Here is a 22119-nt window from a genome sequence, read left to right on the forward strand (position 1 = left end):
GTGGTTTTACCGACACGGATCCGTGTCAAAAAAGCCAAAGTCCCGAAAAGACAAGCCGCATACACTGGCCGTGAAATGACTGGCGCCAGCTCGATTTTCGGAGGGCGCCTGGCACAACAACAATGACAGAACGGAGTGTTCCCATGGCAACCACCTCCCGGTTTTCAGTACGGGCGATGTCCCTGACCATTGCAGCCCTTTCCACCGGCACCGCACTGCCCGCCCTCGCCAGCATGGGCAACATCGGCACGACCTACGGCGTGATGCCCGTGGACGTCGCCACGGCGCAATCCCTCTCCATGTTTAACGACCAGGTCTCCGCCACCTACTACAACCCGGCCTCCCTGACCAAGGACAGCCGCGGCGAACTGACCACAGGCGTTCTGCACGCCGAGCAGGAACTGCGCAGCGCCAACCCCAATGCCGACGGCGATATCGTCGCCAACTCCCCGAGCCAGCATGTGCTCATCGGCATGAAGACCAACCTCGGCTCGATTACCCGCTACAAGCATCCGATTTACCTGGGCTTTATCGCCGGCGTGGAGAAATACGGCAAGGAACTGCTCGCCTTCAACTCGCAGACGTCGGACACCGGCCAGTTCCTGGAGTATGGCCGGGAGCCACTGTTCCTGAACATTGGCGGGGCAACGCCGATCTGGCGCGGCATTTCGGCCGGCCTGTCTTTCCGGGTGACGCTGGATGCGACGGCCCAGCTGGATGCGGTGTCCACCCTCGGCGGGGAAACCAGCCGTGAGCGGCTGTCCGTGAATGCGAAACCTTCCCTCAAGAGCATTTTTGGCACCACCGTAGACCTGGGCGAGACCTTCTGCCCGGACGACGGGTGCTTCCTTGACGGCTGGGAAACCGCGCTGATCTATCGCACCAAGTCCTCGGCAAAAACCAGCGTCAACTCCAACATCATCGTAACCCAGACCATTCCCGACCCGGGCCTGAGCCTGACGGTGGCCACCATCGATTCCTTTCAGCCGGAAACCTATGGCCTGGGCGTTCAGTACAAAGGCGACGGCTGGCGATTCGGCGGCAGCCTCGAGCAGCAGAACTGGTCGGAGCTGTCCCATCAGTTCTCGAACGACAGCATCAAGGATCAGCAATCCGTGCCGCCTTCGGATCGGATCAAGTTCGATGACATCCTGATTCCCCGCGTGGGCGCTGAATACCGCTTCAACGAGACCTTCGCCATCCGCGGTGGCGTGGCCTATGAGGAATCTCCGCTGGCGTCCACCCGGAACCCGGAGATCAACTACCTCGATACCGACAAGATCATTGTCGGCGTGGGCGTCAGCGCGACTTACAACCGTACCCGGCTGCTGGCCTACCCGATCCGCATGGACCTCGGCTACCAGTATCAGCAGTTGCAGGAGCGCGACTTCACCCTGGTGGACTACAACGGCAATGAAACCCCGGTCACCGCCGACGGCGATGTCCAGGTCTTCACCGGCTCGATCACCCTGAAGTTCTGATCGGAGGCTCCGTCATGACCCAGCTCAAACCCCTCGTCCTGGTGCCGGCCCTGCTGCTGGCAGCCTGTGGTGGCGACAAGCAGACCATGAACGCAACCACCCCGGCAGGCTCAGTGGTTTACTCCTACCCGGCCGACGGCCAGACCGGTGTCAGCCCCAAATCCGACATCGTGATCCGGCTGTCGGCGCCGGTGGCCGACGATGAAACCACCCTGGAAGACCGGATTCAGGTGCGCGGAGCCGGTAATCCGGTGGCCTTCAACGCCACCCTGGTGGATGGCGGCCGCAGCCTGAAGCTGCATCCACAGCAGCCTCTGGCCACCGGCACCGAGTACAGCGTCACCTTTAATGAGCCCCTCCGGGCTCAGGGCGCCGGCGCCATTCCCACGCCGAACGCCACCGGAGACGATGGCATTCAGTTCACCACCCGCGGCGCCTACAGCGGCATTGCCGGGCTCGATGACCTCTCCGAGACCTTCTCAGTAGCGGACATGGTGCCGTCGCCGGATGGGCTGCTGCAGGCAATGGACTTCTCCACCTTCCGCCTTCTGCTGACCCAGCCGGTCAATCCCCGCTGGCACGACATGGGTGGCACCATTGAGCTGTCCGACGCCAACGGAAATCCGGTGCCCGCCACCGTGCTGGTCGACCAGCGGCGAATCAGCGTCGACCCCTGTCTGACCGAGGATCCAACGGAATGCGGATCAAAGGATGACCAGCTTCAAGCCGGACAGACCTACACCCTCAAAATCCGTAACCTGCCCAGCCTGACCCATCCGGACCAGACCCTGACCCTGACCCAGCCGTTCACCGTGCGGGAAACCGGGCCCACCGTGGTGGTTCGCCAGGACGTGATTGACGATGGTGCGACCTCGATCCTGAACGGCCAGACCATCAACGCAGTCACTCTCAATTCCGTTCTCCAGGGCACCGCCGGCCCGTCCCAGCAGAGCGGCAGCCTGTACGCCGAGCTAGGCTACGCCCCCTCCTTCAAAGCGGATGAAGCCCTGCCCCTGCGGGTGCCGAAGAACAGCATCCTCAACAGCAGCAGCCTGGATGTGAAGATCAACGGCAGCGTGCCGGTGATCAATCCGGCCACCGGGCAGATCCAGCAAACCGGCAACATCAAGGTCACCCTGCTGACGGACGCGAGCGGTTACCTGCTGCCAAACCCGTACACCGATGACCTGAACGCGCCTCGGAACGTCAAGCTGTTCATGGACGTCTCCATGAATACCGCCGAAGCGCAGCCCAACGCCTCCCTGTCCCAGAACCTGATGGGCGTGGAACTGGACGGCATCGCCATGGTGAAAAACGGCATCCTGACCATCGACGCCATTGGCATTGTTGAGCCGAACCTGCTGGGCCAGGAAGTGACCGATTCCACCATCGCCTTCCACCTGGAAGCCCGCACCGACGTCGATTCCGCGCTGGACGCCGACGCCCAACGTCCTCTGGACACCACCGGCCCCAGCCTGGTGAGCTGGATGCCCGGCCCGGCCGATGCGTTTCCCAGCACCCGCCAGTCCATGCAGCGCCCGGGGGACCCGGTGGTCCTGAACTTCGATGAGCCGATCGATGCGGAGACGCTGGCGGATGGCCTGATCCTGAACGAGGGCAGCACCCCGCTGACCATCGGCGGCGGCACGCTCAAGGCTTACGTGGACGGTACCACCGTGGTGATCAACCCGGTGGGCGGCCTGAAGCACGGCGTTGACTACGCACTGTCCATCACCAGCGCCCTGGCCGATCCGGCGGGGAATGGGGTATCGAGCCAGACGCTCCAGTTCAAGCTGGACCCGACCAGCGGCAGCGACAGCCCGCCCGCCCGCTCACCGCTGGCGCTGACCACGTATCCGGGTTATCCGTGCGTGACGCACGACCTGGATATCCCGGGCGGATCACACGGCTATTGTAACGACGCCATCTCCGAATCCGGTGGCACCTACCCGGATGGCCAGGGCCCCGACCAGCTGCCCGTGACCTCACTTCCGGCGGACCGGCCGATCGTGGTGTTGTTCTCCCAACCCATGAACGTGGATTCCGTCAACAGCAGCACCTTTGTGGTCGAGAAAGCGAACGACCCGAGCGTGCCGGTCGGCAGCGGCACCCCGGTAGCAGGCCGCCTGCAGAAAAACCAGGAGCGGATTCGCTTCTTCCCCGACCAGCCGTGGGAAGACGGTGTGACCTACCGGTATACACTGAAGTCCTCGACCACCGGCGACTGCGCCGCGGCCTCGCCCTCGGTGATCTGCGGCAGCAACGATCTGCCGCTGCAGACCGACCTCCTGGTGGATCCGGAAGACGTGGGCGGGCCGGACCTGACCATCTACTTCAACGGTGCGCCCGCAGATACCTCGGTGTTCACCCCGCTGCGGAACCTGCCGATTCGGGACACGAATGCCAACTACGTCATCGATTGCTCGAGTGCGGGGGCAACCGACTGCCTGGAACCGTTCAAACACGACGCAGACGGCATGGGCGGTTTCAAACCAACCGCCAACGCGGCCAAGCTGGCCATTAACCCGAACCGTCATCCCAACATTCTGGGTAACAGCTCCACCAGCTCTGCTCAGGTTGGCTGCGACATCGGGCAGGATTGTCCGGAGAAGAAATTCATCTACCAGACCTACGGCCTGAACACCGAGGTCGTCGGACCCGCCACCGATCCGGAAACCGGCAAGACCGGCGTGCGAGTGCTGCTGTACCCGACGCTGCTGGCGACGACGTCCATTGATGTCTATGTGGACGACAACAACGCCGCCACAGACGCCCTTTTGCCGCCGGGCGACCCTCAAACCACGGGCCCACAGATCCTGCGCATGCGTTACGCCAAGGACGATCCCAGCTGCACCAGCAACTGCGCCCGCAGTGGGCTGATCCCCGGCATCATTATCGAGGGTGACGACGGCAAGCCCATCTTCAAGACAACCGCAGAGCTGATGCTGGATGCGCCGAATCTCGCACTGCCGCTGGGCGGTACGCTGCGGCACAACCTCTACAGTTACCCGTTCCAGCTGAACCTGCAGGGACCGATTGTGTTCTTCGATGACGGGCGCATGCAGATTGAGCAGCGGAACCTGCCGAGTGATGATCCGGCCCATCCAGACCCGGAGATCAACGTGCTCGTCACGACGCAGAACGATGTGACATCGACGGCGGTGGACATCGGGCTCTGCTTCCTCGGTCTGCTCGGCGGCAACACAGACGCCTGTGCCGCGCTGGTCGATCCGCCATCTTCTGGCGAAGACGGCGCGGTCTTCATCCCCCTGATCATTCCCGAGCAGGGCCTGTACCTCAACTTCATCTCTAACCCCATCAAGGAACTCCCCGCCGAGCAGTAAGCGGCACCTTTCGGGCCAGCCTTCGGGCTGGCCCGTGTTTTTGCGGGCCACGTCACCCACCGGTTTTCCCTTCCCGCCCCCAAGCTGATAATCTGGTTGCACAATGCAACCCAATAACCTGTTCACCCCTGTCTGTCTGCCCGGGAGATCCCATGGATAACGGCACCCATTTTCGAACCTGCCACCTCTGCGAGGCCATGTGCGGCGTCGCCATCACCGTCGAGAACGGGCGCATTGCGTCCATCCGGGGCGATGAGGACGACCCGCTGAGCCAGGGCCACATCTGCCCGAAAGCGACGGCCCTGCAGGACCTGCACGAAGACCCGGAGCGGCTGAAGCGGCCCATGCGCAAAACCGCCGACGGCTGGCAGGAGATGGACTGGGATGAGGCGTTCGAGCTGGTCAGCCGGAAGCTGCATCAGGTGCGCTCGGAACACGGTCGCAACAGCATTGGCGTGTATCTGGGCAACCCCAACGTGCACAACCACGGCTCGCTGGTAGCCACCATGCCGTTCCTTCGCGCGATTGGCAGCCAGAACCGGTTTTCGGCCACCTCCAACGATCAGTTGCCCCACATGCTCACCAGCCTGGAAATGTTCGGGCACCAGATCCTGTTTCCGATCCCGGACATCGACCACACCGACCTGCTGCTGTGCATCGGCGCCAACCCGATGGCCTCCAACGGCAGCCTGATGACCGTGCCGGACGTGCGCGGCCGGCTGAAGGCCATGAAACAACGCGGCGGCCGCCTGGTGGTGATTGATCCGCGGCGCACCGAGACCGGCCAGGTGGCGGACGAGTTCCATTTTATCCGCCCCGGTACCGACGCCCTGCTGCTGATGGCGATGGTGCACACCCTGTTTGCCGAGCAGCTGGTGGACGCCGGTCCCGCCCAGCGTCTGCTCAAGGATGTGGACCTGCTGCAGGTCGCGGCCCTGCCCTACTCACCGGAGCGGGTTAGCGAGACCACGGGCATCGCCGCCGAGGACATCCGCGAACTGGCTCGCACTCTCGCCCGCACCAAACGGGCGGCGGTGTATTCCCGCATGGGCACCAGCACCCAGGCGTTCGGTACCCTGGCCACCTGGCTGGCGTACTGCCTGAACATCCTGACCGGGAAACTCGATACCGTCGGCGGCGTGCTGTTTACCCAGCCGGCCATCGATCTGGTGGCGATTGGCGCCCTGTCCGGCCAGAGCGGTCACTTTGACAAACGCCGCAGCCGGGTCCGGGACCTGCCGGAATTCGCCGGCGAATACCCCGCCAGCACCATGGCGGATGAGATGCTGACGCCGGGCGAGGGGCAGATCCGGGCCTTTGTGACGGTGGCCGGTAACCCGGTGCTGTCCAGCCCCAACGGCCAGCGCCTCGACCAGGCCCTGGACGGCTTGGATTTCATGGTGTCGGTGGACTATTACCTCAACGAGACCACCCGCCACGCAGACGTGATCCTGCCACCCACCGCAGCACTGGAACGCAGCCATTACGATCTGATCTTCAGCCTGTTTGCCGTGCGCAACGTCGCCCGATACTGCGAACCCTTGTTCCCGAAAGACCCGGGCGCCCGGCACGACTGGCAGATCCTGCTGGAACTGGCCCACCGCCTGGAGAAGCTAAAAACCGGTGGCCGCCTGCCCCTGCGGGCGGAGCTTGGCTGGCGCGCGTTCAAACAAGCCGGCCCGGACCCGATCCTGGACCTGCTGCTGCGCACCGGCCCCTACGGCGCCGACACCGGCCCGGCCCGAGCGGTGCTGCAACCGGCGGTGGATCTGATTCTGGACCTGTTGCCCAAACGCCACCCGCTGCGAGGCCTGGCGGGGCTCAGCCCGGTCAACCGGGCGTGGAACGATCTGCCCAAAGGGCTGTCGCTGAAAGCCCTGAAGGACCACCCCCACGGCGTCGACCTGGGGCCGCTGGCCCCCACCCTGCCGAACCGTCTGTTTACCCGGGACGGTCGTATCCAGATGGCACCCCGGCGGTTCCTGCAAGACCTCGGCCGGCTACAGGCTCGCCTCGACGCGAATCAGCCGGATGCGCTGCAACTGATCGGACGGCGCCACGTGCGCAGCAACAACTCCTGGATGCACAACAGCCACCGGCTGGTGAAGGGCAAGGATCGCTGCACCCTACTGGTCCACCCGAACGACGCCGGGCGACTGAAACTCAGCGCTGGCGAGCCGGCGGAGATCGAAGGGGGCAGCGGGCGCATTGTGCTTCCGGTGGAAATTTCCGACACTGTGATGCCCGGCGTGGTGTCGGTGCCCCACGGCTGGGGACACAACCGAAGCGGCATCGGCCAATCGGTGGCGCAGGCACACCCTGGGGCGTCCATCAACGACGTACTGGCGGACGACCAGACGGATGCCGTGTCCGGTACCTCGGTGCTGAACGGGCAGTGGGTCACCGTTCGCCCCATCAAAGCCGGTGCCGCGTAGGCCCGGCAAACGCAAAACTGCGAGGAGACCACCCATGCCGCCGTGGCTACAGTGGGTTCTGATTATCACCGGGCTGGCAACCATCGCCTGTCTGGCGATATTTATTCGTAAACAGCTGGTTGTGATTGGGGAGGGCCGTCGACGGGACCTCAAAGCCGCTGCATTCCGCAGCCAGCGGCGGCAAGGGATGATTGACAGCATCCGGGTGCTGGCCCTGGCGGTGGAAGAAGACCAGATTGAGTACTCGGAGGCCTGCCTGCGCATAAAAGGGCTGCTGGATCACGTGGCCCCGCACCTGCTGGACCAGACGCCATTCCGGATCTTTCAGACCGTCCACGACAAACTCGCCCACATGCCGACACACGAGGCCCGGCAGGCCACCGAGCGACGGTTTATTGAAAAGCTGGATGAGGAACGGTTTGACGTCGAAAAAACGCACGCAGACGAAATACGCCGGGCGGCGACGGCCATTCGCCATTATCAGTTTGAGCCAGAGGATGTCCGGGCGCCCGCTGGAGGATGACGGCACCGCCCGTGCGCGGTCGGGGGCATCGTCGCAGAGTCAACGGTTGGGATGGGTGGTCAGACCGTATATTTGTAACGTTTTGTTAACGGCCTTTCCTTTTCCCCCGGCTGGTCTAACTTTATCGATAGGGAAACGCGATGTCTGCGCCGCGCTTCCCCGTTGTTTCTCCTGATACGTTTGGACGACTCTGCGCTATGCGGGTGACACTGCCGGCCTCTTGAGGCCGGCTTTTTTGCGCTCCGGCCCGCGCAGAGTCAGCCGGAGGGTCACTGATTCATCATGCCCGCCATGGCCATGACGCTGTCCCGGCTTTCCACCAGCTCATCAAACTGGGCCTCGACCCGCTCCCGCTCAAGTCCCAGGCTCTGATACATGTCGTCGCTGACCGGCTCGCCCGCGCCAAGAGCGATACCTCGGGCCGTCAGCAACTGGCGGCCGAGCCATAGCAGCCGGGCGTAAACCGACTCCGGGCCCTCATAACCCGCGTTCTTTTGGTACCGGATCGCCTGTACCACTTCCGACGGCATACTCCAGTTGTCCATCAATTGAGCGGCCATCTGCTCCCGGGTCACCCCCAGAAGGTGGTGCTCGATCACGGACGAATCGATGTGCGGGTTCACTTCCAGAGACCGGCAAACCAGCCGGAAATGGGGCGGAAATACCTGGGCCAGCAGCAGGTACCCGAAGTTGTGCAGCAACCCAGCGAGGTACGCCAACCCGAACATCGGGCGCTGCCCGCGGGGCATCATGCTGGCCAGAATGCCTGCGGACTGGGCTTGCCAGATGGCTTGCTGCCAGTAATCCACGTACCCGTCGGGGTGATCCTGAGGCTGCTTGAGGGCACGACCGAGGGCCAGGCCCATGGCCAGGTTCATCACCAGATCAAAGCCAAGCACCCGGGACACGGCATCGTGCACCGAGCGCACCTGCCCTGCCGCCGCGTAAAAGGACGACGACGCCCAACTCACCACCTGGGCCGCCAGGCTCGGATCGCTCTCGACGATGTCCACCAGATCCCCCATGACCGCATTCGGGTTCACCCGCAGGTGGATGATGCGCTGGGCGGTCTCCGGCAGCGGCGGCAGCTCCAGGGTGTCCTCAAGGCGCTGCTGGATGCGCAGCCCGGTAAATTTCTGGATGGCCACATGCAGTTGATCCCGGTCCTTACCCGCATCGTCCAGGTTCACCCGGATGCTGGCCGTGGCCGTGGTGAAGGCCAGCCGCTGGGCATTGGCGGTGAGGCCCTGAAAATCGGAGGCCGGCATGACCAGGGCAACGTCCTGGTCCGCCAGCGCCAGAGAGACCGACGGCAGGCCGATCACCGCCTGGTCCACCACCGTAGGCCAGCCGGTCAGGGAGGGCAGCGCCGGCAGTTCCGCCAGACCGGCCCGTTCCCGGACCTTCACCTGCTCCCGGCGTTTCATGAGCCGCAGGTCTCGTCCCAGGGCCTTGTTCAGCCGTTCCAGGTCGATCAGATCACCCTGACGGACGACCGCCTGCACCGGCCCCTGTTCATCGTTCAGCAGCACCATCCGGACCACTGTGTCCGGATCGGCCTGGCTGACCCGCCGCAGTGACACGTCCGACGCGGAAGCGCCGAGTGCCTGCTGGACCGAGACTGGTAATTCCATAGGACTCTCCGTTCAAACGTCACCGTAACGAATGTTTTCGCCCAGCCAGCGGATGATTAGCCCGCGGACCCGGCGGCTGTCGCCCATCAGTGTGGGGGCCATTTCCCGGACCGGCTCTATCCAGCCCTTGTCCCGCTCAAAATCCGCCAGTCGAAACTGCATCATACCGGTCTGACGCGTGCCGAGCACCTCACCCGGGCCGCGGATCTCCAGATCTTTTTCGGCGATCACAAAACCGTCCTGGCTGTCCCGCAGCGCCTGCAATCGTGCCTTGCCGTTGGCGGACAGCGGCGGATGGTACATCAGCACGCAGTAGCTGGCCTGCTCCCCCCGTCCAACCCGACCCCGAAGCTGATGCAGCTGGGCCAGACCCAATCGCTCCGGGTTTTCAATGATAATCAGCGAGGCATTGGGCACGTCTACCCCCACTTCGATCACCGTGGTCGCCACCAGCAGGTCCAGCTCACCGGCCTTGAAGCGCGCCATGATCTCCGCTTTTTCCCGGGGCTTCAGGCGCCCGTGCACCAGCCCCACGCTCAGGCCTGGCAGTCGCTCTGCCAGCTCGGCTGCCGTCACCTCCGCCGCCTGGCACTGCAACGCTTCGGATTCCTCGATGAGCGTACACACCCAATAGGCCTGACGGCCGGCCGAGCAAGCCTGCCGAACCCGATCGATCACGTCGTCCCGGCGGCTGTCGGGAATCACGATGGTCTCGATGGGTTTACGACCGGGTGGCAACTCGTCGATCACCGAGGTATCCAAATCCGCGTAGGCGCTCATGGCCAGGGTCCGGGGAATCGGCGTTGCGGTCATGATCAACTGATGGGGGGCAAGCGCACCGTCCACGCCTTTTTCGCGAAGGGCCAGGCGTTGGTGCACACCAAACCGGTGCTGTTCGTCCACGATCACCAGCGCCAGGCGATCAAAACGCACGTCGTCCTGGAACAGCGCATGGGTACCGATGACCACCGACGCGGCGCCCTCGCCAATGGCCGCCAGCGCTTCCTGGCGCGCTTTGCCCTTAATCTTGCCAGACAACCACGCAAGCCGTATGCCCAGGGGCTCCAGCCAGCCCCTGAAATTTTCATAATGCTGCTCCGCCAGGATTTCCGTGGGCGCCATCAAGGCCACCTGGGCACCGGCGTTGATGGCCTGCAGCGCCGCCAGGGCCGCCACCACGGTCTTACCGGAGCCGACGTCACCCTGAACCAACCGGAGCATCGGCAGGGGCTGACTCAAATCCTGCCGAATGTCCGCCAGCACGTGTTTCTGGGCACCGGTCAGGGCGAAAGGCAGGCCATCGAGAAACCGCTCGGCCAGGTCGCCACCCGGCAACAGGGGCAGCGCGGCCCGTGACTGAATGCGCTCCCGCACCTCCAGCAGGCTCAGCTGGTGGGCCAGCAGTTCTTCCATCACCAGGCGCTGTTGGGCCGGATGCCTGCCTTCCATCAACAGGTGCACCGGCGCGTCGGCGGGGGGCAAGTGCACGAGCCGGACCGCTTCGGTAATGCCCGGCAGTTGGTAATCCGCCAACAGCTCAGGCGGCAACCAGTCGTGAATCGGGTATCGGTCAAGATACCCCAGGGCCTGCTGGCACAGGCTGCGCACCCGGGGCTGCTGGATGCCTTCGGTCAGGGGGTAGATGGGCGTGAGGGTGGCCTGCTCCCCGGACGGCATGGGGGGCGGGTCCACCTGATATTCAGGGTGGTAGAACTCGAAACCGGCGCGGCCCGGGCGGACCTCGCCGAAGCAACGCACCCGCCGGCCTTCGGCTAACTGATTTTTCTGGGCGGCGTTGAAGTGAAAAAACCGCAGCACCAGAAAGCCGCTGGCATCCCGAAGCGTCACCTGCAGGCTGCGGCGCCGCCCCATGACCAGGTCGGCCTTGACCACCTCGCCCTCGGCGACAGCCACATCGCCGATGCGCAACCGCCCCATGGGGATGATCCGGGTCCGGTCCTCATACCGGTGCGGCAGGTGGAACAACAGATCCTGGAGGGATTCAATTCCGAGTTTCGCCAGGCGACCGGCCAGGGCGTCGCCCACGCCCTTCAGGCGGGTGACCGGAATATCGTCGAGGGCGACCATGGCGTGCTCAGCCGTCAACGGCGGCCGGAGACTCGGTTTTGGCCTTTTCGATCACACGGCACTGGCTGGCCGCCAGCGACAACACGTCAATCGCCTTCGGCCGGGGGAAGGTCACCCGCCAGGCCAGCGCCACCGTCCGGAACGGCACCGGCGGCGCAAAGGGCCGCACCGCCAGGATGCCCTCCTGATACTGCATGGCCGTAGCCGCCGACAACGGCAGCACGGTGATACCAAGCCCTGAGGCGACCATGTGCCGGATGGTTTCAAGGGAACTGCCTTCCGTCACCAGCGCCGGGGAGCCGGTATCAACGCGTCGGGTGACCGCCTCCACCAGTGGCGGGCAGGATTCCAGCACCTGGTCCCGGAAGCAGTGCCCAGGGCCGAGCAGAAGCAGTTGCTCCTTGGCCAGTTGCTCGGCGGTGAGTTGCTTTTCAGCGGCAAGTGGATGATCCCCGGGCAGCAACACCACGAACGGCTCGTCGTAAAGGGGCAGCGTCAGCACCTCGGGCTCCTCGAACGGCAGGGCAATGATGATGGCGTCGAGCTCGGAATGACGCAGCTTCTGACGCAGGCTGGCGGTGTAGTTTTCCTCAATGTACAGTGGCATCTCGGGCGCCGCCCGGCGCAGTTCCGGCAGCAGATGCGGAAACAGGTAGGGGCCGATGGTGTAGATGGCACCCACTTTTAGCGGTGAGTTGAGCTGGTTCTTGCCGTCGAGGGCCATGTCCTTGATGACGTTGACCTGATCCAGCACCCGCTGGGCCTGCTCGATGATGCGCTGGCCCACTTCGGTGACTCGAATGCTGCTCTTGGAGCGCTCGAACAGCGGAATACCCAGCTCATCTTCCAGCTTTTTAACTGCCACACTCAGGGTCGGCTGGCTCACGTGACATCGCTCCGCCGCGCGGCCGAAGTGCCGCTCTCGGGCAAGGGTGACGACGTAGCGTAGCTCGGTTAGCGTCATGGTACGGCTCCGGTATCTGAGCGGATCGGGCGATCATCTGTTTATGAGTTAAAGCATAAGGATTGAATTTGTCTATGGCAATCACCGACTCATCCCCTCGACCACGCATCCTCGTGGCCGGCTGCGGCAAGCTGGGCGGCGCCATCGCCACCCGACTGCTGAGCCGAGCCGATGTGTTTGGCCTGCGCCGCAATCCCGGCCAGGTGCCCGACGGTGTCACCGGCATCGGCGCCGATCTGACCCGGCAGGACACCCTCGCTGGCGCGCTGCCGTCGCATCTGGACGTGGTTATCTACTGCCTCACGCCGTCCAGATACGACGACGCCGGCTATCGCGCGGCCTACGTGGACGGGCTGGCCAACCTGTTGAGCGCCCTCAAACACTCGGGAAACGGGCCCCTACACCGGCTGTTCTTCATCAGTAGCACCAGCGTCTACGCCCAGGATGACGACAGCGAGGTTAACGAAGACAGCCCCACAGAGCCCCGCCGCTTTAGTGGTCGCTGCGTGCTGGAGGGAGAACGGCTGGCACTGGGCAGCGGACATCCGGCAACAGTGGTGCGTTTCAGCGGCATCTATGGGCCAACCCGCGGCCGGTTCCTTGAGGAAGTGATGGCGGGGCGACTCGCGCCCACCGCGCCCGCCCCCTACAGCAATCGGATTCATGAGGTGGACGCGGCCCGGGTGGTTGAGCATCTGGCCACGCTGGCACTCGGCGGCCAGACGCTGGCACCGGTGTACGTGGCCAGCGACAACGAGCCGGTTCGCCTGGATGTGGTGGTGGACTGGGTTCGGGGGGAAGTGCCGTGTGCGCCGCCGGCTGAGGATGCCCATACCGGCGGCCGGGCCGGCAGCAAGCGCTGCAGCAATCAGCGCCTGCGGGATACCGGGTTCGTATTTAATTACCCGAATTTCCGGGCCGGCTATCGGGAAATGATCTCAGCACTCAGCTGAGCACCATCACCGCTTCCATTTCGATGGGAACGCCCTTGGGCAGGGCCGCCACACCCACGGCGGCCCGCGCCGGGTATGGCTCCTGAAAGTAGGTGGCCATGATCTCGTTGACCGTGGCGAAGTTGGCCAGATCGGTCATGTAGATGTTCAGCTTGACGATGTCCTTGAGCTCGCCTCCGGCGGCCTCGCACACGGCCTTGAGGTTTTCAAACACCTGACGCGTCTTGGCCGCGAAGTCGCCAGCCACCACTTCCATGGTCTCCGGAACCAGGGGGATCTGGCCGGACAGGTACACCGTGTCGCCCGCCTTCACGGCCTGGGAGTAGGTACCGATGGCCTGGGGAGCGTTTTCGGTCTGGATGACAGACTTGTTGGTCATGATTGCAGAGTTCCTCTCTTCCAAAACGCCAATGCTCGCCCCTGCACGCCGGCAGTGTCAACCGCTGTTTGGTCGCCTCAGTGGCGCACCCGGCTGATGTGATTGACCGCCCGGATGTTGCGGATGCGGCGCATCACCCGTGCCAGGTGCTTGCGTCCGTGCACGTGCACCACCAGGCTGACTAGTCCGAAACGGGCGTTCTGGTCCTCGACGTTGATTCGCTCGATGTTGCCGTCGGCCATGGCCACCGCGTTCGCCACCTCGGCAATCACGCCGCGCTGGCGCTCCAGTTCGACCCTCAGCTCCACCGAAAACTCATCGGTGATGTCCTTGGCCCATTTCAGGTGGGTCAGCCGGGCACGGCCCTCATCGTCGTCGGGCAGGCGGGAACAGGTGTCGGAATGAATCACCAGCCCGTTGCCGGAGTCCATCACCCCCACCACCGGGTCGCCCGGAATCGGCTTGCAGCAACTCGCGAAGCGAACCAGCAGACCTTCGGTGCCGCGAATGGTCACCGGTGCACGCTCGGCGCTGCGGGTCTCCGCCAGCGGTTCGCTGTCCGCGCCTGCCACCAGTTGTCTGGCCACCAGGTAGGCCATGCGGTTGCCAAGGCCAATATCGCTGACCAGATCGTCAAAGGTGTTCACCTGGTTGTGGCTGACCACCGCCTGCTTCTGGGCATCGCTGACTTCCGAGAGTTTCACACCAAAGCCCTTGAGGGACCGCTTGAGCAGACTCTGCCCCAGCTCCAGGGACTCCACCCGCTTCTGGGTCTTGAGCACGTGTCGGATACTGCTGCGGGCCTTGCCGGTGACGACAAAGCTGAGCCAGGCGGGGTTCGGGCGGGCCCCCGGGGCGGTGATGATCTCCACCGTCTGCCCACTCTGCAGCGGCTGGCTCAGTGAGCCCAGTTTCCGGTTGATGCGGCAGGCCACCGAGGCATTGCCGATGTCCGTGTGGATAGCGTAGGCAAAATCGACGGGGGTGGCGCCGCTGGGCAGCTCCAGAATCCGGCCCTTGGGCGTAAACACGTAAATCTCGTCCGGGAACAGGTCCACCTTCACGTGCTCGATGAACTCCAGTGAGTCATCTGCCCGCTCACGCATTTCCATCAGCCCTTTCACCCATCGGTCCACCCGGGCCTGGTTGACACTCATGACGCCGGAAGGCTCGGTCTTGTACATCCAGTGGGCGGCAATACCGTTGTTGGCGATCTGCTCCATTTCCTCGGTGCGGATCTGGATCTCGATGTTGACGTGCATGCCAAACAGGGTGGTGTGCAGGGACTGGTAGCCGTTCGCCTTGGGCATGGCGATGTAGTCCTTGAACCGTCCGGGCAGTGGCTTGTACAGACTGTGCACCGCGCCGAGGATGCGGTAACAGTCGTCTTCCGTGTCCGTGATGATGCGGAAGGCGTACACGTCCATGATTTCCCGAAAGGATTTGTGCTTGAACTTCATCTTGTTGTAGATGCTGTTCAGGTGCTTCTCCCGGCCCAGAATACGCCCGGGCAACCCCCGCTCCCGGAGTTTTTCTTCCAGCTTACCGCGGATGTCGTCGATGATTTCCCGGTGGCTGCCCCGCAGGGTCTCGACCGCTTTGGATATGTAGCGGGCGCGCATGGGGTACAGGGACGCAAACCCCAGGTCCTCCAGTTCCGTACACACGGAGTGCATGCCCAGCCGGTTGGCAATGGGAGCGTAGATATCGAGGGTTTCGGTGGCAATGCGCTGGCGCTTTTCGTAGGGCATGGGGCCGAGGGTGCGCATGTTGTGCAGCCGGTCCGCCAGCTTGACCAGGATCACCCGGATGTCACGGGCCATGGCCAGGGTCATTTTCTGGAAGTTTTCCGCCTGGGCTTCGGCCCGGGAGCGGAACTCGATCTGGGTCAGTTTGCTGACCCCGTCCACCAGTTCGGCGACGTCATCGCCAAACTGCTCAATGAGCGCGTCCTTGGGGATACCGGTGTCTTCAATCACATCATGGAGCATGGCGGCCATCAGGCTTTGATGGTCCAGCTTCATGTCGGCGAGGATGCGGGCGACGGCCAGGGGATGGGTGATGTAGCGATCGCCGCTCTTGCGCATCTGGCCTTCGTGGGCCTGTTCGGCGTAATAGTAGGCCCGTCGCACCTGGTTGATGCGCTGAGTATCCATGTAGGTACTGAGCTCTCGGGCCAGACCTTCAACCGTAGACTCTGCGGGCACTACGCCTCCACACCGTTAGATCCCGGGGACAAAAAAACCCGAATGCACGCATCCGGGTCCTTCCTGATCCTTCCAGCAACGTTCTGTTACTACACTATAAAACGGCCGGAGGGGATTTCAATGGGGTCTGGCCGGGGATAGGTAATTCTCCTGCCCCCCGGGAGCCGTGGCTCAATCCTCGTCGTCTTCCAGCAGAAGATCGCGGGACACCTTGCCTTCGGCAATTTCACGCAGGGCAATCACCGTCGGCTTGTCGTTCTCTTCCGGCACCATCGGCTCGGAGCCGCGGGTGGCAATCTGGCGGGCGCGTTTGGTGGCCAGCATCACAAGCTGGAAACGGTTGTCTACGTGCTCCAGGCAATCTTCAACGGTAACTCGTGCCATAACTTCCCCGACGTTAAAAAGACAATTTCAGCAGACCGCGTAGTTTACTGCGGCCGGATCACTTTGTATACAGCACTGCGCGTCAGCGGTTAGCGCTGAGAGCCGAGAGCAAATCACCGTGGCGGGCCTGCTGAACAGGCATACGCAGGCGCTGGCTGCGCACAATGGCCAGCAGATCCGCCAGGGCCACATCAAAATTGTCGTTTACCACCAGGTAATCAAACTCGGCAGCATGGGCGCATTCGTCCGCTGCCTCCGCCAGCCGGCGTTCGACCACTTCGGCCGCGTCCGTTCCGCGGCCGGTCAGGCGCTCCCGCAACACCGCCGCCGAGGGCGGCACGATAAACACGCTGACGCACTCCGGAATCAGCCGGCGCACCTGCTCTGCCCCCTGCCAATCGATTTCCAGAATCACGTCCTGTCCGGTCGCCAGGGTTTCCCGCACCCAGACCTGGGAGGTGCCGTAATAGTTGCCGAACACATCGGCGTGCTCGAGGAACTCGCCCCGGCCAATCATGGCCTCGAACGTCTCCCGGGCGACAAAGTGATAGTTCACCCCATCCTGCTCACCGACACGCATGGTCCGGGTAGTGTGGGAGATGGAGACACCCAGCCGGGCGTCCGCTTTGAGCATCGCCGACACGAGGCTGGTTTTGCCCGCCCCCGAGGGCGCCGAGATGACAAAAAGCGTCCCCTGCTCGCTGCCTTGGCTCACACTCCGGCTCATAGTACCGCTCCCGTTCACTGTCTGGATCGCACCGACCGGCGGGCACCGGCGGCGATAAAGCGCGCAATTATACGATCATTCCGAGGCAACCGCACACGCACGACCCGGGCCAGGATTGACGCACACAAAACATGTCCATAATATTGGACGAATGGACACATCAGACGCCCTCTCCAGCTTTGCCGCTCTTTCCCAGGACACACGCTTGCAGGCCTTTCGCCTCTTGGTCCGGGCCGAGCCGGACGGACTGCCCGCCGGCGATATTGCCCGGCAGCTCGGCGTGCCCCATAACACCCTGTCCGCCCATCTGGCGGTACTGGCTCGAGCTGGCTGGGTGACCTCCCAGCGCCACAGCCGGACCATCGTGTACCGGGCCAGCCTGGCGCACGTCAACGCCACCGTGCAGTTCCTGGTTCAGGACTGCTGCGGCGGACACCCGGACGTCTGCACACCCACTCAATCAACCGGAGCCTGCCCACCATGACCGTCACCATCTACCACAACCCCAACTGCGGCACCTCCAGAAACACCCTGGCGATGATTCAGGCCTCCGGTGAGAACCCCACCGTTATCGAGTACCTCCAGACCCCGCCGGACCGGGCCACCCTGGAATCCCTCATCGCCCGCATGGGCATCACGCCACGGGATCTGCTCCGGCGCAAGAGCACACCCTACGACGACCTGGGCCTGGACGACCCGACGATGACCGATGCCCAATTGATCGATGCGATGATGGCGCACCCGATTCTGATCAACCGGCCCATTGTGGTGACTGACCGGGGCGTTCGCCTGTGCCGCCCGTCGGAGCAGGTGCTCGACTTACTGGATCATCCCCCAGAGTCGTTCACCAAGGAGGACGGCGAGGTTGTGCGGCGCTGACCGCCGGCCACGCCCCGTCATCGCACTCAAAGACCGCTGACGCCACCACCACTCCAGACACAGGACTTGTTCATCCGTGACCGCCCTTGCTCTATTTATTGTCACTCTCACCCTCGTTATCTGGCAGCCCCGGGGCCTCGGCATTGGCTGGAGCGCCATGGGTGGCGCGGTGCTCGCTCTGCTGCTGGGGGTGGTCCAATGGAGCGATGTCGGGGTGGTCTGGCACATCGTGTGGGACGCCACTTTCACCTTTGTCGGGCTGATCGTGATTTCCCTGATTCTGGACGAAGCCGGCTTCTTTGGCTGGGCCGCCCTGCATGTGACCCGCCTGGGCGGCGGCAGCGGGCGCCGGCTGTTTCCCCTGGTGATCCTGCTGGGTGCGCTGATCTCCGCCCTGTTCGCCAACGACGGCGCGGCGCTGCTGCTGACGCCCATCGTCCTGGCCATTCTGGTGCGCCTGGATGTGCCGCCGGCCACGGCCCTGGCGTTCATTATTGCCACTGGCTTCGTGGCGGATACCGCCAGCCTGCCGCTGGTGATCTCCAACCTGGTGAACATCGTCAGCGCCAACTATTTCAACCTGGGATTCGGCGAATACGCCGCCGTGATGGTACCGGTCAACCTGGCGTCGGTGGCGGCCACCCTGGGCGTTCTGTGGCTGGCGTTTCGCCGACCGGTGGCCACGGATTACCCGGTGCACACCCTGGACGAACCCCGCAGCGCTATCCACGACCCCCTGGTGTTCCGCAGCGCGTTCCCGATGCTGATCCTGCTGCTGCTCGCCTATCTGTTCGCCGAGCCGATCGGCGTTCCGGTCTCGGTGATCACCGGCGCGGCCGCCATTGCCCTGATGGCCATTGCCGGGCGCTGGTGGCAGGGCGGCCGGGGCGCAGTCATCCCGGTGCGCCGGGTTCTGCGGCACGCACCCTGGCAGATCGTGTGGTTTTCGGTCGGGATGTACCTGGTGGTGTACGGACTGGGCAACGCCGGGCTCACCGACCACGGCGCCCGGCTGCTGACCTGGCTGGGCGCTCAGGGCAACGTGATCGCCACCGTCGGCACCGGGTTTCTCTCGGCCATTGTGGCCTCATTGATGAACAACCTGCCCTCCACCCTGATCGGCGCCCTGGCCATCGACCAGGCCCAGGTGCCGGCGGTTACCCGGGAGCTGATGGTCTACGCCAACGTCATTGGCAACGACCTGGGGCCGAAGTTCACGCCCATTGGCAGCCTGGCCACCCTTCTGTGGCTGCACGTGCTGGCAGGCAAGGGCTATCGGATCACCTGGGGACAGTACATGAAGATCGGCCTGCTGATCACACCGCCGGTGCTGTTGGTGACGCTGCTGGCCCTGGCCGCTTGGCTGCCGGTGGCGTCTGGCGGCTGAACCGGGGGCGTCTGGTTCCGGGACGACGCGTCTTACTCCAGGTTCTGCACCTGCTCGCGCATCTGCTCGATCAGGACCTTCAGGTCCACCGCCGCCCGGGTTACCGCGGCATCCAGGCTCTTGCTGCTGAGGGTATTGGCCTCCCGGTTCAGCTCCTGCATCAGGAAATCGAGCCGGCGGCCGATCGCATCGTTGCTGTTGAGGGTGTCACGAACCTCCGCGATATGGGCATCAAGGCGGTCCAGCTCCTCGGCCACGTCGCTTTTCTGGGCCAGCAGCACCATTTCCTGGGTGATCCGCTCCGGGTCCAGTTCCACCTGCGCTTTCTCGAAACGCTCCCGCAGGTGCGCCTCCTGGGCAGCCAACAAGTCCGGCATCCGGCCACGTACCTCGGCCACTCGTTCGGCCATTGCGGACAGCCGCTCGTCGAACAGCGGCCGTAACCGCTCTCCTTCGCGCTCACGCACATCGACCAGGGCCTTCACCGTGGCTTCAAACAACGACTGCGCGGCGGCCTTGGCCTCGCCAAAATCCTGTTCGGGAACGGAAAGGACCCCAGGCCAGCGCAGAATGTCGAGCGCGCTGATGTGGGCCGGGTTGTCGAGCATCCGGTTGATGTGGTTCGCGGCGTCGTTGACGGAGCGGGCGATGTCATCGTTGATCTCGAAGCCTTTGGCAGCGGCATCCGTCGCCTGAAGGCGCATGGACACATCCACCTTGCCCCGGCCCAGGACGGAGCGCAGGGTATCCCGGAACGGCGTTTCCAGCTCGCGCAGAGCCTCCGGCAACCGGAACGCCGGCTCGAGGTAACGGTGATTGACCGTGCGGATCTCGCAGGTCAGCGTGCCCCACTCACCGCTGGCGTCCTGACGGGCGAAGGCAGTCATACTCCGGATCATGTCAGCTCCTCAACAATTCAGGCAGTCGCCGGAGTGTAGCAGGGTACGCCAGAACGACGCGAGCGCCGCCCGGGAGGCCTGGGCATCCGTGTTATACTCCCGGCCCGCATCGACGGATACCGGCCCCGGCCGGACCTTTTCACCAGAGACAGGACACACTATGCGACCCAGTGGTAGAACTCCGGAACAGCCCAGAGACGTTCGCATCACGCGGCACTACACGCGCCACGCCGAAGGCTCGGTGCTGGTAGAGTTCGGCGACACCAAGGTGATCTGCACCGCCTCCGTTGAAAACAAGGTCCCTCCCTTCCTGCGCGGCGAAGGCAAGGGCTGGATCACCGCCGAATACGGCATGCTGCCCCGCTCCACCGGCAGCCGCATGGGCCGGGAAGCCGCCCGTGGCAAGCAAGGCGGGCGCACCGTGGAGATCCAGCGCCTGATCGGCCGTTCCCTGCGCGCCGCGGTGGACCTCTCCGCCCTCGGTGAGCACACCATTACGGTGGACTGCGACGTCATCCAGGCCGACGGCGGCACCCGCACGGCGGCGATCACCGGTGGCTGCGTGGCCCTGGTCGACGCCTTGAACTATCTGGTCGCGGAAAAGCGGCTGAAGGCCTCTCCGCTGAAGCAGATGGTGGCGGCGCTGTCCGTGGGCGTTTACAAAGGCACGCCGGTTGTGGATCTGGACTACCCGGAGGATTCGGAGGCGGAAACCGACATGAACGTGATCATGACGGACCGTGGCGGGTTCATTGAAATCCAGGGCACGGCTGAAGGCGCACCCTTCGAGCAGTCCGAGCTGGACAGCATGCTGGGGCTGGCGAAGCAGGGTATTGAGCAGCTGTTTGAGATTCAGAAAGCGGCGCTGGAAGGCTAACAAGCGGGTCTGGGGCGCCAGTGTGGCGACCTCTCCCCAGACTGTAGAGGGCCAGGGACGGCCCGAAACAAGCTCACATAGACGTGCTCGTAGCGTGTCTGGGGAAAGGTCGCCACACTGGCGCCGCCCTCCAGACTTAAAAACCGATATCGATGTCGTAATCCATGATCACCGGGGCGTGATCGGAGAAGCGGGTTGAGGTATCGATCCAGCCATCCCGGATGCTCTTGCGAATGCCCGGCGTCAGCAGCTGGTAATCCACCCGGATACCGGCATTGCGGCGGCCACCCTCGGCCTGTTCCGGCCACCAGGTAAACTGGCTGCTCTGCTTGTTCACTTCCCGGAACGCATCGACACAGCCCATTTCATCGAACAGACGGTCCAGCCATGCCCTTTCGTGGGGCAGAAAGCCGGAAAAATCGAACTTGTGGTACAGCGGGCTGGCGTCGGTGACATGGTGGGCGGTCTGCAGGTTGGCGCAGAAAATGAACTGTCGGCGCTTGCGCAGGGTTTTCTGCATGTGCAGACCGAACGCGTCCATGAACTCGTCCTTGTGGTCCAGCACCGTGAGGTCATCGTCGCCAATCAGCTCTTCTTCCCGACCCAGGGCGCAGGGGGCCAGCACGCAGGCTACCGAGACCTTGTCAAAATCCGCCTGCAGGAAGCGGCCTTCCCGGTCCGCCTGCTCGTTGGCGAAGCCGTACATGATGGCCTTGGGGAAATGACGGGTGTAGATGCCCACACCGCCGTGCTCGTTCTCCTCGCCGTCGATGAAGTAGGCCTCGTAGCCCTCCGGAATCAGGTTGTAATCCTCGATTTCGTATGCGCGCATGCGGTGATCCTGAACGCACACCACGTCAGCGTCCTGATCTGCCAGCCAGTCGAAGAAACCCTTGTCCACCGCCTGCGCCAGGCCGTTGACGCTGATCGATACTACCCGCATACGTGTTCCCTGATT

18 protein-coding genes are annotated in these 22119 nt (G+C 63.8%); 9 read left to right on the top strand and 9 right to left on the bottom strand.

The genetic code is table 11. The features are described 5' to 3' along the window. Positions 1–143 precede the first annotated feature (143 nt). From aupA to V3388_RS09700, 4 genes are all read left to right on the top strand, one after another. Positions 144–1481, top strand: coding sequence for an alkane uptake protein AupA (gene aupA, locus V3388_RS09685; protein WP_336367348.1), 1338 nt, complete (start codon positions 144–146; stop codon positions 1479–1481). A gap of 14 nt (positions 1482–1495) precedes the next feature. Next, on the top strand, positions 1496–4825 hold the full coding sequence (locus tag V3388_RS09690; RefSeq protein ID WP_336367349.1) for an Ig-like domain-containing protein: 3330 nt from the start codon (positions 1496–1498) through the stop codon (positions 4823–4825). 152 nt (positions 4826–4977) lie between these two features. Then, a complete protein-coding gene (locus tag V3388_RS09695) occupies positions 4978–7260 on the top strand; it encodes a molybdopterin-dependent oxidoreductase (RefSeq protein ID WP_336367350.1) in 2283 nt (760 codons plus the stop codon). Between the two features lie 34 nt (positions 7261–7294). After that, entirely contained in the window at positions 7295–7783 is a 489-nt protein-coding gene (locus V3388_RS09700) for a DUF2489 domain-containing protein (protein ID WP_336367351.1), read from the top strand. Positions 7784–8052: 269 nt separating this feature from the next. Here V3388_RS09700 and V3388_RS09705 read toward each other — a convergent pair whose 3' ends face one another. From V3388_RS09705 to V3388_RS09715, 3 genes are read right to left on the bottom strand one after another with little or no spacing between them, the layout of a single operon-like run. After that, on the bottom strand, positions 8053–9417 hold the full coding sequence (locus V3388_RS09705; RefSeq protein WP_336367352.1) for an aminoacyl-tRNA deacylase and HDOD domain-containing protein: 1365 nt from the start codon (positions 9415–9417) through the stop codon (positions 8053–8055). Between the two features lie 12 nt (positions 9418–9429). Further along, complete coding sequence (recG, locus tag V3388_RS09710; RefSeq protein ID WP_336367353.1) at positions 9430–11505, bottom strand: ATP-dependent DNA helicase RecG; 2076 nt, start codon at positions 11503–11505, stop codon at positions 9430–9432. A 7-nt stretch (positions 11506–11512) separates the two neighbouring features. Beyond that, a complete protein-coding gene (locus V3388_RS09715) occupies positions 11513–12469 on the bottom strand; it encodes a hydrogen peroxide-inducible genes activator (RefSeq protein ID WP_336367354.1) in 957 nt (318 codons plus the stop codon). A gap of 74 nt (positions 12470–12543) precedes the next feature. Between V3388_RS09715 and V3388_RS09720 the strand changes: the two genes are divergently transcribed. Next, entirely contained in the window at positions 12544–13422 is an 879-nt protein-coding gene (locus V3388_RS09720) for an NAD-dependent epimerase/dehydratase family protein (RefSeq protein WP_336367355.1), read from the top strand. Here the strand turns inward: V3388_RS09720 and V3388_RS09725 are convergent. From V3388_RS09725 to gmk, 4 genes are all read right to left on the bottom strand, one after another. After that, positions 13415–13801 carry a RidA family protein gene (locus V3388_RS09725; protein WP_336367356.1) on the bottom strand — a complete coding sequence of 129 codons (387 nt, stop codon included), beginning with the start codon at positions 13799–13801 and terminating at the stop codon, positions 13415–13417. The two genes, V3388_RS09720 and V3388_RS09725, sit on opposite strands and share 8 nt — an antisense overlap. 77 nt (positions 13802–13878) lie before the next feature. Further along, entirely contained in the window at positions 13879–15957 is a 2079-nt protein-coding gene (locus V3388_RS09730) for a RelA/SpoT family protein (RefSeq protein ID WP_442915647.1), read from the bottom strand. Positions 15958–16179: 222 nt separating this feature from the next. Then, positions 16180–16392: a DNA-directed RNA polymerase subunit omega gene (rpoZ, locus tag V3388_RS09735; protein ID WP_336367358.1), complete on the bottom strand. Its 213-nt coding sequence runs from the start codon at positions 16390–16392 to the stop codon at positions 16180–16182. A gap of 82 nt (positions 16393–16474) precedes the next feature. Next, positions 16475–17107, bottom strand: coding sequence for a guanylate kinase (gmk, locus tag V3388_RS09740; protein ID WP_336367923.1), 633 nt, complete (start codon positions 17105–17107; stop codon positions 16475–16477). Positions 17108–17270: 163 nt separating this feature from the next. Between gmk and V3388_RS09745 the strand changes: the two genes are divergently transcribed. From V3388_RS09745 to V3388_RS09755, 3 genes are all read left to right on the top strand, one after another. Then, a complete protein-coding gene (locus V3388_RS09745; protein WP_336367359.1) occupies positions 17271–17603 on the top strand; it encodes an ArsR/SmtB family transcription factor in 333 nt (110 codons plus the stop codon). Next, positions 17600–17998, top strand: a complete 399-nt coding sequence (arsC, locus tag V3388_RS09750) for an arsenate reductase (glutaredoxin) (protein WP_336367360.1) — start codon at positions 17600–17602, stop codon at positions 17996–17998. The genes V3388_RS09745 and arsC overlap by 4 nt, the downstream gene beginning before the upstream one ends. A gap of 76 nt (positions 17999–18074) precedes the next feature. Further along, entirely contained in the window at positions 18075–19385 is a 1311-nt protein-coding gene (locus tag V3388_RS09755) for an arsenic transporter (RefSeq protein WP_336367361.1), read from the top strand. Positions 19386–19417: 32 nt separating this feature from the next. Here V3388_RS09755 and V3388_RS09760 read toward each other — a convergent pair whose 3' ends face one another. Next, positions 19418–20284: a YicC/YloC family endoribonuclease gene (locus tag V3388_RS09760; RefSeq protein ID WP_336367362.1), complete on the bottom strand. Its 867-nt coding sequence runs from the start codon at positions 20282–20284 to the stop codon at positions 19418–19420. A 160-nt stretch (positions 20285–20444) separates the two neighbouring features. On the opposite strand from V3388_RS09760, the gene rph reads away from it, so the two are divergent. After that, positions 20445–21161 (top strand): ribonuclease PH, encoded by a 717-nt coding sequence (gene rph, locus V3388_RS09765; RefSeq protein WP_336367363.1) that lies wholly within the window; start codon positions 20445–20447, stop codon positions 21159–21161. 136 nt (positions 21162–21297) lie between these two features. Here rph and V3388_RS09770 read toward each other — a convergent pair whose 3' ends face one another. Continuing rightward, positions 21298–22104, bottom strand: a complete 807-nt coding sequence (locus V3388_RS09770; protein ID WP_336367364.1) for an exodeoxyribonuclease III — start codon at positions 22102–22104, stop codon at positions 21298–21300. Between the last annotated feature and the right edge of the window lie 15 nt (positions 22105–22119).

The organism is Marinobacter sp. C2H3, assembly GCF_037080155.1.
Lineage (GTDB): Bacteria > Pseudomonadota > Gammaproteobacteria > Pseudomonadales > Oleiphilaceae > Marinobacter.

Coding starts and splice junctions, on each gene's coding strand:
- rpoZ (WP_336367358.1), bottom strand. CDS start 16,392: ATGGCACGAGTTACCGTTGAAGATTGCCTGGAGCACGTAGACAACCGT.
- V3388_RS09700 (WP_336367351.1), top strand. CDS start 7,295: ATGCCGCCGTGGCTACAGTGGGTTCTGATTATCACCGGGCTGGCAACC.
- V3388_RS09760 (WP_336367362.1), bottom strand. CDS start 20,284: ATGATCCGGAGTATGACTGCCTTCGCCCGTCAGGACGCCAGCGGTGAG.
- V3388_RS09730 (WP_442915647.1), bottom strand. CDS start 15,957: ATGGATACTCAGCGCATCAACCAGGTGCGACGGGCCTACTATTACGCC.
- V3388_RS09720 (WP_336367355.1), top strand. CDS start 12,544: ATGGCAATCACCGACTCATCCCCTCGACCACGCATCCTCGTGGCCGGC.
- V3388_RS09745 (WP_336367359.1), top strand. CDS start 17,271: ATGGACACATCAGACGCCCTCTCCAGCTTTGCCGCTCTTTCCCAGGAC.
- V3388_RS09695 (WP_336367350.1), top strand. CDS start 4,978: ATGGATAACGGCACCCATTTTCGAACCTGCCACCTCTGCGAGGCCATG.
- V3388_RS09690 (WP_336367349.1), top strand. CDS start 1,496: ATGACCCAGCTCAAACCCCTCGTCCTGGTGCCGGCCCTGCTGCTGGCA.
- V3388_RS09725 (WP_336367356.1), bottom strand. CDS start 13,801: ATGACCAACAAGTCTGTCATCCAGACCGAAAACGCTCCCCAGGCCATC.
- aupA (WP_336367348.1), top strand. CDS start 144: ATGGCAACCACCTCCCGGTTTTCAGTACGGGCGATGTCCCTGACCATT.
- recG (WP_336367353.1), bottom strand. CDS start 11,505: ATGGTCGCCCTCGACGATATTCCGGTCACCCGCCTGAAGGGCGTGGGC.
- arsC (WP_336367360.1), top strand. CDS start 17,600: ATGACCGTCACCATCTACCACAACCCCAACTGCGGCACCTCCAGAAAC.
- V3388_RS09770 (WP_336367364.1), bottom strand. CDS start 22,104: ATGCGGGTAGTATCGATCAGCGTCAACGGCCTGGCGCAGGCGGTGGAC.
- V3388_RS09705 (WP_336367352.1), bottom strand. CDS start 9,417: ATGGAATTACCAGTCTCGGTCCAGCAGGCACTCGGCGCTTCCGCGTCG.
- rph (WP_336367363.1), top strand. CDS start 20,445: ATGCGACCCAGTGGTAGAACTCCGGAACAGCCCAGAGACGTTCGCATC.
- V3388_RS09715 (WP_336367354.1), bottom strand. CDS start 12,469: ATGACGCTAACCGAGCTACGCTACGTCGTCACCCTTGCCCGAGAGCGG.